This is a genomic window from Phycicoccus sp. HDW14, assembly GCF_011383005.1.
Taxonomy (GTDB): Bacteria; Actinomycetota; Actinomycetes; order Actinomycetales; family Dermatophilaceae; genus Phycicoccus.
The window spans coordinates 2,933,271-2,947,989 of record NZ_CP049935.1; the positions used below are offsets into that span (position 1 = coordinate 2,933,271).

Annotated in this window: 14 protein-coding genes and 1 pseudogene; 7 read left to right on the forward strand and 8 right to left on the reverse strand. The window is 68.5% G+C overall.

What is annotated here, in order from left to right:
- Positions 1 to 227: 227 nt before the first annotated feature.
- Positions 228 to 1,097, forward strand: coding sequence for a universal stress protein (locus tag G7075_RS14420; protein ID WP_166122835.1), 870 nt, complete (start codon positions 228 to 230; stop codon positions 1,095 to 1,097).
- A 987-nt stretch (positions 1,098 to 2,084) separates the two neighbouring features.
- On the opposite strand, the gene G7075_RS14425 is transcribed toward G7075_RS14420, so the two are convergent.
- The 4 genes and pseudogenes from G7075_RS14425 to G7075_RS14440 form a co-directional block, all read right to left on the reverse strand.
- Entirely contained in the window at positions 2,085 to 2,969 is an 885-nt protein-coding gene (locus G7075_RS14425; RefSeq protein ID WP_166122837.1) for a universal stress protein, read from the reverse strand.
- Positions 2,970 to 3,866: 897 nt separating this feature from the next.
- On the reverse strand, positions 3,867 to 4,232 hold the full coding sequence (locus G7075_RS14430; RefSeq protein WP_205860516.1) for a hypothetical protein: 366 nt from the start codon (positions 4,230 to 4,232) through the stop codon (positions 3,867 to 3,869).
- A 114-nt stretch (positions 4,233 to 4,346) separates the two neighbouring features.
- Positions 4,347 to 6,172 (reverse strand): annotated as a pseudogene (ctaD, locus tag G7075_RS14435) (cytochrome c oxidase subunit I).
- Positions 6,173 to 6,185: 13 nt separating this feature from the next.
- Positions 6,186 to 6,521 (reverse strand): non-heme iron oxygenase ferredoxin subunit, encoded by a 336-nt coding sequence (locus G7075_RS14440; RefSeq protein ID WP_240917637.1) that lies wholly within the window; start codon positions 6,519 to 6,521, stop codon positions 6,186 to 6,188.
- A gap of 214 nt (positions 6,522 to 6,735) precedes the next feature.
- Here G7075_RS14440 and fdxA point away from each other — a divergent pair, with 214 nt between their 5' ends.
- From fdxA to G7075_RS14455, 3 genes are all read left to right on the forward strand, one after another.
- A complete protein-coding gene (fdxA, locus tag G7075_RS14445) occupies positions 6,736 to 7,080 on the forward strand; it encodes a ferredoxin (RefSeq protein ID WP_166122839.1) in 345 nt (114 codons plus the stop codon).
- Positions 7,077 to 7,754: a metalloregulator ArsR/SmtB family transcription factor gene (locus tag G7075_RS14450; RefSeq protein ID WP_305849783.1), complete on the forward strand. Its 678-nt coding sequence runs from the start codon at positions 7,077 to 7,079 to the stop codon at positions 7,752 to 7,754. The genes fdxA and G7075_RS14450 overlap by 4 nt, the downstream gene beginning before the upstream one ends.
- A 139-nt stretch (positions 7,755 to 7,893) precedes the next feature.
- The gene (locus tag G7075_RS14455) at positions 7,894 to 8,283 is read left to right on the forward strand and encodes a DUF488 domain-containing protein (RefSeq protein WP_371814251.1); all 390 of its coding nucleotides are present in this window, start codon (positions 7,894 to 7,896) and stop codon (positions 8,281 to 8,283) included.
- A gap of 171 nt (positions 8,284 to 8,454) precedes the next feature.
- On the opposite strand, the gene G7075_RS14460 is transcribed toward G7075_RS14455, so the two are convergent.
- From G7075_RS14460 to G7075_RS14475, 4 genes are all read right to left on the reverse strand, one after another.
- Positions 8,455 to 8,862, reverse strand: a complete 408-nt coding sequence (locus tag G7075_RS14460) for a hypothetical protein (protein ID WP_166122845.1) — start codon at positions 8,860 to 8,862, stop codon at positions 8,455 to 8,457.
- Positions 8,863 to 9,103: 241 nt separating this feature from the next.
- Positions 9,104 to 10,306: an NAD(P)/FAD-dependent oxidoreductase gene (locus G7075_RS14465; RefSeq protein ID WP_371814081.1), complete on the reverse strand. Its 1,203-nt coding sequence runs from the start codon at positions 10,304 to 10,306 to the stop codon at positions 9,104 to 9,106.
- Between the two features lie 68 nt (positions 10,307 to 10,374).
- Positions 10,375 to 10,683 (reverse strand): TraR/DksA C4-type zinc finger protein, encoded by a 309-nt coding sequence (locus G7075_RS14470; protein WP_166122849.1) that lies wholly within the window; start codon positions 10,681 to 10,683, stop codon positions 10,375 to 10,377.
- A 397-nt stretch (positions 10,684 to 11,080) separates the two neighbouring features.
- On the reverse strand, positions 11,081 to 11,281 hold the full coding sequence (locus G7075_RS14475; protein ID WP_205860517.1) for a hypothetical protein: 201 nt from the start codon (positions 11,279 to 11,281) through the stop codon (positions 11,081 to 11,083).
- A 493-nt stretch (positions 11,282 to 11,774) separates the two neighbouring features.
- Here G7075_RS14475 and G7075_RS14480 point away from each other — a divergent pair, with 493 nt between their 5' ends.
- From G7075_RS14480 to G7075_RS21430, 3 genes are all read left to right on the forward strand, one after another.
- Positions 11,775 to 13,463, forward strand: coding sequence for a long-chain fatty acid--CoA ligase (locus G7075_RS14480; RefSeq protein ID WP_240917639.1), 1,689 nt, complete (start codon positions 11,775 to 11,777; stop codon positions 13,461 to 13,463).
- Positions 13,439 to 13,609 carry a hypothetical protein gene (locus tag G7075_RS21425; RefSeq protein ID WP_240917640.1) on the forward strand — a complete coding sequence of 57 codons (171 nt, stop codon included), beginning with the start codon at positions 13,439 to 13,441 and terminating at the stop codon, positions 13,607 to 13,609. Before G7075_RS14480 ends, G7075_RS21425 begins: the two co-directional genes overlap by 25 nt.
- 551 nt (positions 13,610 to 14,160) lie before the next feature.
- Positions 14,161 to 14,349 carry a hypothetical protein gene (locus G7075_RS21430; protein ID WP_240917641.1) on the forward strand — a complete coding sequence of 63 codons (189 nt, stop codon included), beginning with the start codon at positions 14,161 to 14,163 and terminating at the stop codon, positions 14,347 to 14,349.
- Positions 14,350 to 14,719 lie beyond the last annotated feature (370 nt).

A 14,719-nucleotide genomic window follows, 5' to 3' on the forward strand; every position in this document is an offset into this window, starting at 1 on the left:
ACGAAGGCGATACGGACACGGCCACCGCCGTTCAAGGCAGCAAAGCCCCCACTCCGCCGGGACTCCTACGGTGTCTGTGGTTGGCGAAGCGCGCGTGACAGGGTCGGTGACGTGGCTGGCTGGCTGGGGTGGATCATGGGGGTGTGGCCGAAAGCGCTGGTCGTAGCCTCGCGTCCGGCTGGGCGTCGGGCTCGCGCGGCGGGGAGCCAGTGAGCAGTCGGGGCGCCGTGGTGGCCGCCGTCAATGGTTCGGCTGCGGACGGGCCGGTGGTGGACTGGTCGGTGGACGCGGCCGCTCGACTTCGGGCACCGCTGCGGCTGGTCACGGTCGTGGAGGCGAAGCCGCGACGCACCCCTGATGGGGACGTGTCAGGCGCTGCGGTGGTGGATCAGGTCGTGGGCTGTGACCCGGGGCGCCAGGTTCTGAGCCGGGCCCTTGCGCGGGCGAGGTCGCGGAACGACAGCATCGACATCGCCGCCGTCTCGTGGTCGGGGTCGCCGGTCGGCGCGCTCGTGCGACTGTCCAAGAGCGCCGCCCGGGTGGTTGTCGGTGCCCCGGCTCGCGGGCGCCTGGGGCGGACCCTGCTGGGCTCGGTGGCGTTCGCGGTGGTGGCTGGCGCGTCCTGCCCGGTCGTGGTGGTGCCGGCCGACGCTGTCGCGACCCCGCTGCGGCACCTCATCGTCGGGGTGGACGGCAGCCAGGCCAGCGTGCGCGCCGTCGAGATGGCGCTCACGATCGCCAAGGGTGCCAAGGGTGCCCGGGTCACCTGCGTGCTCGGCTGGAACCTCGGAGGCGTCGGGGGGTCGGTCATCACCGAACCCTCCACCGAGCCTTGGACTGCGGTGGCGCGGCGACTGGCCGCGCTCGGCCACCGCACCGTCGCCCCGGTCGCAGCCCGCTACCCCGGCATTCGCATAAACATCGCGACCCGGTACGGGTCACCCGCCCGGGCGGTCGTGGAGGCGGCAGCCGAAATGGACGCGGACCTGGTGGTCGTCGGAAGCAGAGGGCTTGGCGGGTTGCGTGGCCGTGTGCTTGGCTCGGTGAGCCGTCAGGTCGTCGAGCGCGCCCAGCACGTGGTCATCGTCGTGCACTGACAGTCCCCGGTCCGGCGCGTCTGTCGGCGTCACGGACGGCTCGGCCAGGTCATGATGGCGACCGGCAGGTCCGAAAAGACTGCAGCAGGGATGAGCCAGCTGGATTGCGGTCGCTTGAGCGTCCCAAAGTCGGGCCAGGTGCTGTGCCGCCCTTCAGGCTCCGCGTCATGCTGTCGCCGTCGATGGTCATGCGTTCAGCGCTACGAGGCACCTATTGGAGCGGGTCGGCCTCGGGGTGCCATAGGCTCAAGAAACCCTCGGAGGCGCGCCGGTAGAGCACTCGGGCCCGTAGGAACTCGCCGTTGTGCAAGCTCGCAGCGGCCAACTGGGTCAGGCACCATGGGCACTCTGGCACCGAAGGGGCGGCCGTTTCCAGTCGATCCCAGTGGGGACATCTAGCCGCGCCGCCCGGACCGGGTTGGTCAGGGGGTGCCGACAGCACGTCGCGCCTTTCGGCCGGTGGAGATGAGCTCGCCGGCGCCGGCAAGCCCGGGACGGCCATCGCATCCGAGACCGACCGAAGGTGCCGCGGGCGTTGCCGGTCCATGTCGCAGATGCTGCCCGATCACGGTCCCGTTGTCTCCCTATGGGTGTTGGTTGATTTCTGCCCGGTGACTCGGGAGAGGTGTCACCCCGCCGCAGTTCGTGGGTTGCGCCCTCGCGTTCGTTGACCGGCGGTTCTCCCCATCCATCGCGCTCTTCGACCTGTCTGTCAACGGCGGCTGAAAATGGACCCCCGAAGCCGTCGGAACTCCACGACGGTGAGCCCCAAGGCCGCGATTGTCTGGAGCACCGTCGGGACGTCCGCCTCGTCCTGCACCGGACCGAAGAGCGACGTCCCACCGGTCGGGTACGGCGTAGACCGCAGCTGCGGCGGCACTGACGCGACGGATGGGCCGACAGGTCCCTTGATGATGAATTCGTATCGCACGTCATGACCCATCGAGAGACGCAGTTGTTCTCGCGTTGGCCCTGTCGATACCATCTCTACCCGACCCGGTTGCGTCGGGTACTGGCCGCGGGGGCACGGGCATTCAGTCGGCCGGCGTCAATCGCCTCGACCTGGTTCGCCGGCGATATCAGCACCGAGCAGGCGGCGTGGCGCAGTACCGCACTCGCGGTGGAGCCCAGGACGGCTCGGCGGAGACCGCCAAGGCCGCGGGGTCCCATCACGACCAGGTCCGGGGCGCGGGCGTCAATGGTCTTCAGGATGGTCGACCGCACGTCGAAGGTAGGCACCTGTGGCATGGCCCTGACGACGTGGGTGTCGACCTCGACCATGCCCTGGGACGTGAGCAGCCTGGCCGCGTCGTCCACGCCGCGCTCGATGCCAGGGTTTCCATCGGCCACGCCCAAGACGGTGACCGCGGTGCCTGCGATCCACGGCATCCGGGCCAAGATCTTGGTGGCGCGCCGCGCGTGGAGTGAGCCGTCGACACATAGCAGCACCGTGCGGGTGGGGCGGGCAGACCGGATGACGGCCAGCGGTGCCAGGGGGCGGTGCGCCGAGATCAGCCACTCGGCGGTGCTGCCCAGGCCCAGCTGCTTGAGCAGGCCCGCTCCTCGTGGCCCGATGGCCAGCAGTGCCGCATCGGTGAACGAGTCCAGCACGAGGCGTGGGTCCGCCTCTGCCATCAGGTGCTCCAGCTGCACATCGTCGCCACCGGCGAGCAGCCGCCGAGGGGTGGGTGGCTCCCAGGGGTGTGGTGTGGACCGCTCACGTCCTACCGAGGGCGCCAGCGGTGGCTTGGACGCGGTCACGACGGAGATGCGCCATCCGGGCCACTGGTGGTTGTTGATCCAGAGCCAGACGACGTCGGCGGCCGCGGAGCCGTCGTCGCCGAAGACCAGCTGTGGGGCTGTTGACTTCATGAGGACTTCCTCTTGTGTGTTGGTCCCGCGGTGGGGACTGCCGGCCCGACGGGTGAACTCAGGGTCGGACGGGAGGGCGTTGGGGCTGGGTGGGTGCGACCGTTGACCAGCACCATCAGTGGCGATCCGTCGAAGGCAGCTGCGTTTCAGGCGCGGCAGCCGCGTCGGCTGTGGCCGCTCGGCGAGGGCAGAGCTGGTCGTTTCAGCGTGCAGTTCACTGCCCGTTGCTGGAACACCCGTGCTGCGGGTCCGCGGAGACACCTTCACGCCGGGGGCCGGTGATGGCGTTGCCCTGACGGCCAACGTCGTGCGGTGCGGCGCAAGCGGGGAACGGTGGTTCCGCTTCAGCGGCGCAACGGCCCCCGAGGTTGGGTCAAGGGCAGACAGGCGGTGCGCGATCGACGCTGCGGCGCAGGACGTCGAGGCCCCTGATGCCTCGAGCCTCCTCGCTCAACGCGATGGCGAGAAGGGCTGCGCCGGAGGGCAGGTGGCTCGGAAGGCACGCGGCGTCGAGGCGGCGCGGCCCGTCATCCGACTGTTGCCCTCTCATGAGGCTGACCTTAGCCAACAATGCCGGGGAGGGCCACTTAGTGCCACCTTCTCAGCGGAACACGCTGTGCCGTAGGACAATTCGCGGTACTCAGCACGTCTGAGTGCTGCTGCGGGCCCGCTTTCTGTCGGTGGTGGTGCCTGGACCGGTCGCGCTCCATGGCGCGGCTGGGGTCGGGTCCAGGTGAGCCCCCTTGTGCTGAGCGGGCCTTCCTGACCCAACTGACGGGTGCGCGTTCGTGGGCACGAGCAGGGGGTGCCATGACTCGCCACTCCCGGCGCATCAAGAGCGGTTGCCGTCTTCCGTCGACGGATCGACGGCGCTCGCGCCAAAGGGGCTGGTGGACGTCATCGATCTGGACCTGGCCGGCTGCTGGGTCCGAGCTGGCCTCGCAGGTCTTCGACATAGCCCTGGTAGGCGCCCGCAACATCATCCAGTTCGAGGAATGCGGGCAGGTCGTCAACACCCTGCCGTGCGAGCAAGTACGCAAGGGTCGCCTCAACGACTTTGCCCTCATCAGCGTCGATGGTGCCGGTGAGTGCCGCGATCACGTCGGGGCTGGCGTAGATGGTGACCTCCACCGCGTCTCCGTCAGCTGCTTGTAGGTGCAGCACGTAGTTGTGGTCGCCGACTGCTTCAACGGTGGGGTTCTCACTCATCGCGTCCCGGTTTCGCTGGCAGGTGCCCGACGGTGGCGCCTGCGGAAGGGCCACCGTCCGATGCTGCTGTGGGGCATGGCTGTTGCCCGATGTTGGTCACAACAGGGTTGCCTCTTGTGCGGAGCGTGTGTCGGATACTGACCTCCAGGGTCACCCGCCCGGTATCGATCATGGGGTCCCTGGTGCAGGTGCGCCCCTTTTGTTGCTACTGGCCAACGCCGAGACGCGACCTGCGCGATGCTCGTTGAGACAACCCGCGGCGGGCAGCCAGGAGCGCTCACCGGCTGCTGCGTTCGGCGGTTGAGGTTCGGCCCGACGTCGAGGGCGGCCCCCGGGTGTGACAGTGGGATGGTGCAGGTCGAACGCCGGTCGTTCGGATCGGATCCGGGGGATGGTGTCGAAGTTGTGTCGTGGTGGGGGCAGGAGGTCGCCCATTCCAGCGACCCGGCGTGACCCCATGGGTCGTCGACAAGCACTATCGGTGCGCGGCGCCAGGTCCTCCAGACGTTGTAGAGGAACGGCAAGGTCGAGGCCCCGAGCAGGAAGGCGCCCAGCGACGAGATCACGTTGGCCGTCTGGAAGCCGTCCTCGGGCAGGTAGTCGGCGTAGCGACGCGGCATTCCCTGCATGCCCAGGAGGTGCTGGATGAGGAAGGTGGTCTGGAAGCCGACGAAGAGCATCCAGAAGTGGATCTTGCCCAGGCGTTCGTCGAGCATCCGGCCGGTGAGCTTGGGCCACCAGAAGTAGAACCCGGCGAACATGGCGAAGACCACGGTGCCGAACACCGTGTAGTGGAAGTGGGCGACGATGAAGTAGGTGTCGGTGACGTGGAAGTCCAGGGCCGGGCTGGCGATGATGATCCCGGTCAGGCCCCCGAACAAGAAGGTGACGAGAAACCCCATGGACCAGATCATGGGCGTCTCGAAGGTCAGCTTTCCGGCCCACATGGTGCCGATCCAGTTGAAGAACTTGATGCCGGTGGGTACGGCGATGAGCATCGACATGATGGCGAAGAAGGGCAGCAGCACCTGGCCGGTCCCGTACATGTGGTGCGCCCAGACGCTGACCGACAGGGCCGCGATGGAGATCGTCGCGAACACCATCGTCTTGTAGCCGAACACTGGCTTGCGCGAGAAGGTGGGGATGACCTCGGTGACGATCCCGAAGAACGGCAGCGCGATGATGTAGACCTCGGGGTGGCCGAAGAACCAGAAGATGTGCTGCCACAGCATCGGGCCGCCGTTGGCCGGGTCGAAGATGTGCGCTCCGAACCGCCGGTCGGCCCCGAGCGCCAGCAGCGCGGCGGCCAGGGCCGGGAAGGCGATGAGGACCAAGATCGAGGTGATCAGCACGTTCCAGGTGAAGATGGGCATCCGGAACATGGTCATCCCGGGGGCGCGCATGCAGATGATGGTGGTGATGAAGTTGACCGAGCCGAGGATGGTGCCGAACCCGGCCAGGGCGAGCCCGAACACCCACAGGTTCCCGCCGAGTCCTGGACTGTTGGCGACGTCGGACAGTGGTGCGTAGGCGGTCCACCCGAAGGCGGCTGCGCCACCCGGGGTGAGGAAGCCTGCTGCTGCGATCAGGCCACCGAAGAGGTAGAGCCAGTAGGCGAACATGTTCAGCCGCGGGAAAGCGACATCCGGTGCGCCGATCTGAAGCGGCATGATCGCGTTGGCGAAGCCGGCGAACAACGGGGTGGCGAACAGCAGCAGCATGATCGTGCCGTGCATGGTGAACAGCTGGTTGTACTGCTCGGGGGTGTCCACGACCTGCAGGCCCGGGGCCATGAGCTCGGCGCGGATGAGCATCGCGAACATTCCCCCAAGGAGGAACCAGGCGAACGAGGTGATCAGGTACAGGTTGCCGATCACCTTGTGGTCGGTGGAGGTGACCCACTTGAGAACCGTGCGACCTTTCGGCCTGGCGGCCACCGAGGTGGCACGGTCGAGCACCGGAGCGGGGGCGACCTGTCGTTCGGTGGTGGTCATCGCTCCGGAACACCTACCTCGATAATGCCGTCGACGACGCGGACGGGGTGAACCGGAACGGGTTGTGTCGCGGGGGCCCGGCGGGTCGTCCGGTGGCCAGGTCGAAGCGCGAGCCGTGCAGCCAGCACTCGACGTAGCCGTCGTCGATCTCTCCCTCGGACAGGGCGACCTGCCCGTGGCTGCAGACATCGAGCAGCGCGTAGATCCGTCCCCGGCTGCGGGCCAGGCAAATCGGGTGTCCGGCGAGGTCGAGGTGCACCGCACTCTCCTCGCCCAGCTGGCTCTGTGGACCCACGGGTACCCACACCAGGGCGGTCTCGGAGTTCACGAGCACGACGGCGTCCCCCACCGGGGCCGTGCAGCAGCCCACGACTCAGCGCGATGCCGCCTGTCGGCCCGTTCCCGAAGAGCCCTCATGCGCCTTCACCTGCCCGACTTCTGCGCGGTCTGCGGTACCATTTCTGAGGAGGACTGTACTCCAAAATATCCATGTGGGGCCGGGGCCGAACCTGGCAGTCGGTACCGCGAACTCAGGTCCCCGAGGCAGCGACGGAGGTCTCGTTGTGACGTACGTGATCGCGCAGCCGTGCATCGACGTGGTGGACCGCGCGTGCGTGGAGGAGTGTCCGGTGGACTGCATCTACGAAGGTCGGCGGGCGCTGTACATCCACCCTGACGAGTGCGTGGACTGTGGCGCCTGTGAGCCCGTCTGCCCCGTCGAGGCCATCTACTACGAGGACGACGTTCCGGTGCGGTGGGCGGGGTTCACGACCGACAACGCCGACTTCTTCACCGAGGTCCTCCCCGGGATGAGCGAGCCGCTTGGATCCCCCGGCGGCGCCGGAAAGCTGGGCGTACTGGGAACGGACACCCCGCTGGTGGCTGGGTGGCCCAGGGCGGGCACGTGAGCCCCCGCCCGGTCTCCGCGTCGGCCGGTGGGCGCCATGCCGCCCTGGCCTCGCCCACCCGGCGCCGCCTCTTGGAGCTGCTGCAGTCCGACTCCACCGCCCGCGACGTCCACGACCTGGGCGCGACTGTGGGGCTGCACCCCTCGACCGCCCGGTCCCACCTCGAGATCCTGCGTCGCGCGGGACTGGTGGTGCGCCGGACCCATCGCCACGACGGACGCGGGCGGCCCCGCACGGTCTATGCCGCGGTCGAGTCGCAGCACGGCAGGGGCCACTACGAGGGACTGGCAGCCCTGCTCGCCGCCGGGCTGGCCGACACCGCCGACGAGAGGGCGGCCAGAGCCGAGCAGATCGGGGAGCAGTGGGCCGCGCAGCTGAGCGGCGTCCCGACGCTCGACGGCGCGGCCGACGAGGAGGTCGCCGTTCACGTGAGCGGACTCTTCGAGCGTCTCGGGTTCGCACCTGAGCTCCGCACTTCGGAAGCGGGACGCCAGATCGCGCTGCACGCCTGCCCGTTCCGCCCTGTCGCGCGCGAGCACCCTGAGGTCGTCTGCGCCGTGCACCTGGGCCTGCTGCGGGGCACCCTCGCGCGACTGGGCGCCACCACCACGCCCCAGTTGACGCCCTTCGTCGAACCTGAGCTCTGCATGGTCCGCCTGGGTGCTCGCGAATGAGGTCACCTCGGCGTGCACAGCGTTGGCCAAAGGGCGCGGCGGGAGCGCCGCAGCACTTCGGCCCACAAACGCCGACACATCGAACGGTCCTGACTCCAGGAGTGAGCGAGGAGTTGACGTCGTGCCAACACCGCATCCAGTGAGTCTGAAGCGAATCTATGACGAGCCCGCACCGGAGGACGGGTACCGCGTGCTCGTCGACCGCATCTGGCCGCGGGGACTTTCGCATGACCGCGCTCGAATTGACGAGTGGGTCAGTCAGGTCGCCCCCTCAACGCAGCTGCGCACCTGGTACGGACACGATCCAGCGCGATTCGAGGAGTTCGAGCGGCGATACCGTGCGGAACTCTCCGCCGCCCAGCCAGCGGCCGCACTCTCCCACCTGGGCGAGCTCGCCCACACCCGCGCCCAGGCGGGACTGACCCTTCTCACCGCCACCAGGCGAAGCGACATCAGTCACGCCGCCGTACTCGTTCACCTCCTGACCACTCCTGAAAGCTCGACCACGCATGACTGGGCAACCGGCTGACGATGGACACAGCCCTGCCCATCGCGGGGCCGAAAACTGCAGGGGTACAGTCCGATTCCCGACGTTCGCGATGGCTCGACGGCGACCAACAGCCCCCAGCAGGAGTGCGACATGGTAGACGAGCCTGCTCGTAGCGCCGCTTCAGAGCCGCTGTCCTGTGTGTGGCGACGACTACCCATGGGATCGGTTCAACACCGGCGCGTCTGTGTCAATCACGTTGCGGCCCAACGAGGTGCGCAGCTCCGGGTCGAGGGCGAGGTCGCGGGGGTGCAGCGTCAGCAGCACAGCCTGAGGGCTGCCGATCAGCCGTGACAGCGCTCGGCCATCCGGGGTCCAGGCTGAGGCGACGGCATAGTTCGCCAGAACCAGGCAGCCGCGGAGCGACAGGACCGTGACGGACAGCTCGTCCGGCTCGAGGATGCGCCACGTCGTGCTGCCGCAATGCCGAGGCACCTCCCTTCGCAGGTGATCGTGGACCGCAGGACTGTCCACGATGACCAGCGGCTTCCGTGAGTGCGCGGCCATCTGGGCTGCCAGCTGAAGCGCAACGGCTCGGCCGTGGGTGGAGCTGCGCGACACGACCGCCCTTCGCCCCGATTCCAGGACCCGTCGGCGTGGTTCCGTGGACTGGGTGATGGCTGCGGAATGTCCCACGTCCGACATTACGACTCCGTCTCGTGAGGTAGGTAGGGCGACCCCGGAGCCATGAGGGCACCTCCTTGAGTAGTTGATGGCACCGGTCGCACTGCGCTGGTCGAGGGCGTCGGCCTGGACGGAGCCGCGGGTGTCATGGCGAGTCGGCTCGGCGACCGTTGGCCAGTCAGCGCGTCGGGTCGAAGGGGGCAAGCAAAGGGTCGTCCCGGTCCGTCATGATTCGACGTGCGAGCAGTTCGCCGGTGATCGGACCCAACGAGACGCCCCACATCCCGTGCCCGCCGGCCACGAAGACCCGACCGGAGGTGGTACCTCCGATCATCGGCAAACCGTCGGCCGTGCAGGGGCGCGAACCCACCCACTCATCTCGGCGCGTCTGCAGGTCCAGCCCCTCCATCAGTGGCCCTACGGCGGTCACCATGGCTTGGATGCGGCGCTGGTCCAGGGGCGCACAGGGGGATCGGAACTCCATCATTCCGGCGATCCTCAAACGGTCGCCGCCGGAGAATGTTAGGGGGGTGCACGCGATCCTCTGTGCCGGGAAGTAGACCGGTCCGCTCGGCAGGTGGCGTGCGGCCACCGTGAAGCTGTAGCCACGGCCAGCCTGCACGACGCGTCGCACCCCGAAGGATCTGGCCAGTTCGCTCAACCAGGCGCCGCTGGCCACCACGACCGCGTCGAAGCGTTGGACCGCGCCGGTGGCGTCGAGAATGCTCACCGCGTTGCCGTCGTCACGAAGCCGCTTGACGGTGACGCCGGTGCGAATCTCACCTCCCCGGGCGCGTACGGAGGCGGCGAGGGCGTCCATGAACCGGGGAGGGTGGATGTACCGCTGCTCGTGGATCCGCACCGCAGCACCCACTTCGGCAGACAGCGAAGGTTCGGCACGTCGTGCCTCGGCCCCGCTGATGGCCTCGTACTTGACCTCCTGCCCGGCGTCCCCGATGTGCTTGAGCTCGTTGAGCAGGAGCGCCCGCTCCTCGGCAGTGCGGAAGCACGCAAGGAACGGGTCTGCCCGTTCAGTGGTGGCGTCGACTCCGCCCAGCGCAAGGCGATCGAATGCACCCAGGGCCAACGCGTTCAGGGGGGCGTAGGCACGCATGCCCCTCCTCCACCGCAGCTCGGTGCTGTTGCGTGCGAACCCGCCGAGGAAGCGAAGCAGTTCGGCCTGCGGGCGCAGCGGGACGTAGACCGGTGAGGATGGGCTGAGCACCGCGCGCAGGCCGTAGGCCAGCACGGCCGGTTCCGGCAGGGGCGCGGTGATGCCCGGGGTCAGCCAGCCAGCGTTACCCCAGGAGGAACCGGCCGCGATGTGGTCGCGCTCCAAGACCGTCACGTCCACACCGTGCTCTTGGAGGAACCACGCCACCGACAATCCGACCATTCCGGCACCGACCACAGCCACTCGCTGCGGGTGCCGCACCCCCGCGGTTCGGCTCACCATCCGAAGCGGTCCGCACAACGTACGCACCGTGTCGCCCACGGACGCACTTCCAGACGCACACCGGCGATCGGGTCCGCGCACCGGATACAGGTGCCGTAGCGCCCCTCAGCGTGCAGGCGCAGCGCCAGGCGCACCTCTTGGAGGTTGTTTTCAACGTTCGCGCGGTGCGCCACGGCGACGCCGTCCTCGCTGGCAAAGGGAAGCGTGTCGAGCTGGACCTGAAGGGTGTTTTCCAATGCGCTCAATTGATCGGCCAGCGCGGTAGTTGTTTCTCGACGTGGCGAAACCACAGGTAGGGTCATGTTCTTGTCCTTGACAGCCAAAATTGCGCAGCGCGCAATAGGAGAAAGGCACTCCCCGTACTATTGCGGGAAGGACCATTGGGCTTCGAATCAAGGACGAACGGGAGGAGCGCGGTCGACGCTGCGGCGCAGTACGTCAAGGCCCTTGATGCCACGGGCCTGCTCACCCAGAGCAAGGGCGAGAAGGGCAGCGCCGGAGGGCACGTGAGCCGGCAGGTAGCCACCGTCGGGGCACGCCGTCCCGTACCCTGGCTGCTGGCTCTTCATGCCACCGACCATAGCAAAATGGGCGAGAAAGGCAATTCCGGACCTTTTGCGTCTGAGAGGTAAGGACTGGCCGACCAGCCTCCTTCCGAAACCGGGCGAAATTGGCCTGCCCTTCGTCCCACTTGGCTCCCTAGTCGGGAAGTTGCCGCATTTCCACGACCGATAGGCCGAGGCCAGTGATTCGAGCAAGCAGCGTCAAGACGTCGGCCTCGTCCTCTACGGGCCCGAACAGTGCGGTCCCGCCGGTGGGGTACGTCGTAGAGGCCACCTCGGGCAGTTCTGCCTGCACCGCCTCCGAGACCGCCCCGGTGATGATGAACTCATAACGCACGGCAACCTCCATCCAGGATGACGGACCGCCCAATGACCTGCTGACAGACTCACAACCCCGGGGGCCGGTGTCCCTCGCCTGGGGCGGGTGAATGCCGCCCGCCGTCGCGGTGGGGTTCAGTCGGCTCTCAGGATCCGCAGACAGGGACGCAGGAGGCATGCGCACGCGCGCCTGCACGCAGCCTCGCGGATTCGCGTCCCTACGCGCGGCCTACCGGCCTGGCCCGGCACTCCTTCCAGGCCCGTCGCCGCGGGCCCGGTTGACGCCGAAGGATCCGGGTGGGCGGCCGGCAACCCTGGGGTCTGCGCGCCACAGCAGCCGTGCGCGTTCGTCCCGACGACGTCCTGAGAGACCGGGAGGCTGAAGAGCGCGCGGTGCTGTGGCAAGCGTCACGCATCCATGGCGGAGGCGGCATTGGAACGCCAACGGGGCAGTCATACGGTGGAGGTGAACCAACAAGGGCCGACCAGCGCCCTGGAAGAGGCGAAGCGTCATGGCCATGACGACGATGGGTTCATCCGACACGAGCACCTACCCTGAACCGGCGTCGTCGGTGGCAAGGATGTTCTGCGACAGGGTCGCGGCGACCCCGGAGGGCGAGGCGTTCCGGTTCCCGGCCGGGGACGGTTGGGCCTCGGTGACGTGGGCCCAGACCCTGGAGACCGTCAAGACCTTGTCGGCTGGTCTGCTGGCGCTGGGGATCCAGCCCGAGCAGCGCGTGGCGATCGCCTCCACCACTCGCATCGAGTGGTTGTACGCCGACCTGGCGGTCATGTGCGCCGGCGCGGCCACCACAGCGGTCTACCCGACGACCGCGGTCGACGACGTGGCGTTCATCCTGTTCGACAGCGACGCCCGCATCGTGTTCGCCGAGGACGACGCGCAGATCGCCAAGCTGCGCGCTCAGCGCGAGCACCTGCCCGACCTGGTCCGGGTGATCACCTTCGACGGTGAGACCGACGGTGACTGGGTGCTCGGGATGGCTGACCTCGAGGCACTCGGGGCCCGTCACCTGGCAGAGCACCCGTCCGCGGTGGACGACGCCGTGGCGGCCGTGCGGCCCGACCACCTGGCCACGTTGATCTACACGTCAGGAACCACCGGGCGTCCCAAGGGTGTGGAGCTGACCCACCGCTGCTGGACCTACCTCGGCGCGGGCGCCGAGGCCATCGACATCCTGCACCCGGACGACCTGCACTACCTCTGGCTGCCCCTGTCGCACTCCTTCGGCAAGATGCTCGCAGCCGTCCAGCTCCAGATCGGCTTCCCCACGGCCGTCGACGGACGCGTCGACAAGATCGTCGAGAACCTCGCGGTGGTGCGCCCCACGATCATGGCCGGCCCGCCACGGATCTTCGAGAAGGTGCACGGCCGGATCGTCCAGACGATGGCGGAGACGGGCGGCATCCGGTCGCGGCTGTTCAGCTGGGGCTTCGACGTGGGCGCGCGGGCCGCCACGGCCCGCGCCGAGGACCTGCAGATGGGCCGGCTGCTCGCGCTGCAGTTCGCGGTCGCCGACCGGCTGGTGCTCGCCAAGGTCCGCGACCGCCTCGGCGGGCGGATGCGCTTCATGATCTCGGGCAGCGCTGCTCTCTCGCCCGCCATCGCCACCTGGTTCCAGACGGCCGGCCTGACGCTGATCGAGGGGTACGGGCTGACCGAGACCGGCGGGGGCGCCTGCATCGGGGACCCGGCCCACCCGGTTGCCGGAGTCGTCGGCTCCCCGCTGGTGGGTTCCGAGCTCGGCATCGCCGGCGACGGGGAGATCCTGCTCCGCGGCCCGAACGTGATGCGCGGGTACCACGGCCTGCCCGAGGAGACCGCTCAGGTGCTCAGCCCCGACGGCTGGTTCTCCACCGGTGACATCGGCGAGCTCGACGCGCAGGGGCGGTTGCGGGTCACGGACCGCAAGAAGGACCTGATCAAGACCTCCGGCGGCAAGTACATCGCCCCGCAGCCGATCGAGGCCCAGTTCAAGGCCCTCTGCCCGCTGGCCAGCCAGGTCCTCGTGCACGCCGAGCGGCGCAACTACGCCTGTGCGCTGGTCGCGCTGGATGCCGACGCCCTGGCCCAGTGGGGCCGCGCCCGGGGCTCGAGGTCAACGACTTCGCCCGACTGGCCGCGGACCCGGCAGTGCGCGCCTACGTGGACACCTGCATGCAGGAGCTCAACAGCCAGCTGAACCGGTGGGAGACCATCAAGGACTTCCGCATCCTCGACCACGACCTCACCGTCGAGGCCGACGAGCTGACACCCAGCCTGAAGCTCAAGCGCAAGGTGCTCGAGACCAGGTACTCCTCGCTCCTTGACTCCATGTACGGCGGGTAGAGCGACCGACGACCGCGAGCACTGGCCGCCTTCGCCGACGGTGTGATCGTCGGGTCCGCCCTGGTCCGGACCCTGTCCGGCCCGGGGAACTCCCCGACCGCGGCGACGCGTTGCGGGCACGCACGACTGAGCTGGCCGACGGAGTGAGGACGAGGCGCTGATGATCGAGTGCGCCCCATACGCTCGCGCTCACCTCCTCGCGTAGCAAGAGCCATGTGAGCCGGCCGGTCCCTGAACGCTCCGCGCGCCCCCGCATTCGAGCCGGTGTCGTTTCGCCGGGCGTAGCGTGAAGTGGTCTGGCCGAGGGAGGCAATATGGCGAACCTCGTCGTCCGTTTTGAGATCACGCGTCCAGCCTCAGCTGCTGATCGACTTCTACGGTGGCCTGCTCGGATGGAGGTTCACACAGTTCGGTGACGCGACGTACTGGTCCGTGGACACCAGCGAGGGAGCCACTGGCATGAACGAGTCCGGACGCGGCATCAACGGCGGCCTCACCCAGCGGCAGGGACCGCCCCCGAGCCGAGGGCGCCGGTCCACCGGTGCAACCTCGTGGTCGATGTCGACGGCAGCGTCGACGAGCTGTTCCGCAAGGGGCTCGATCTCGGCGCCGCTGAGGCGCTACCACCGGCGGACATGCAGGGCGTCGGTCGGGTGGCGTACCTGCCGGACCCCGACGGCAACGACTTCGGCCTCATCTCGCCGACGATGTCTGACGGCACTGTGCAGATGGGCGGGTAGGACCACTCTGGGACGCGAACCGCCGGTCCGCGGGGAGCCGAACTACCCGGACGCACCCGCGCCTCGTCGTCGATTGGCAGCAGCGCGACAGCCCCTTGTTCGCGCTGGTCTTCCACTTGAACCGCCCATCCCCAAGGGCAAGCGGGCGGGGCCCACCCCCTCTTGCACCGCTCACGAAGGCCTGACGGGGATTTTGCAAACGCTCCGGGAGAGCGTGGCGCGCCCCGGGGGAGGGTGGACTTCCTCCAACCCGGGGCGCGCGGACCACATTCCCCGGGTGTGGGGACGTGACCCTAGGCCTATCCTTCCAGCCGTCGCGCCCCATTGTCAGCGACGGGTGGAAAACTGACCCCTGATTGACCTCGGGTTC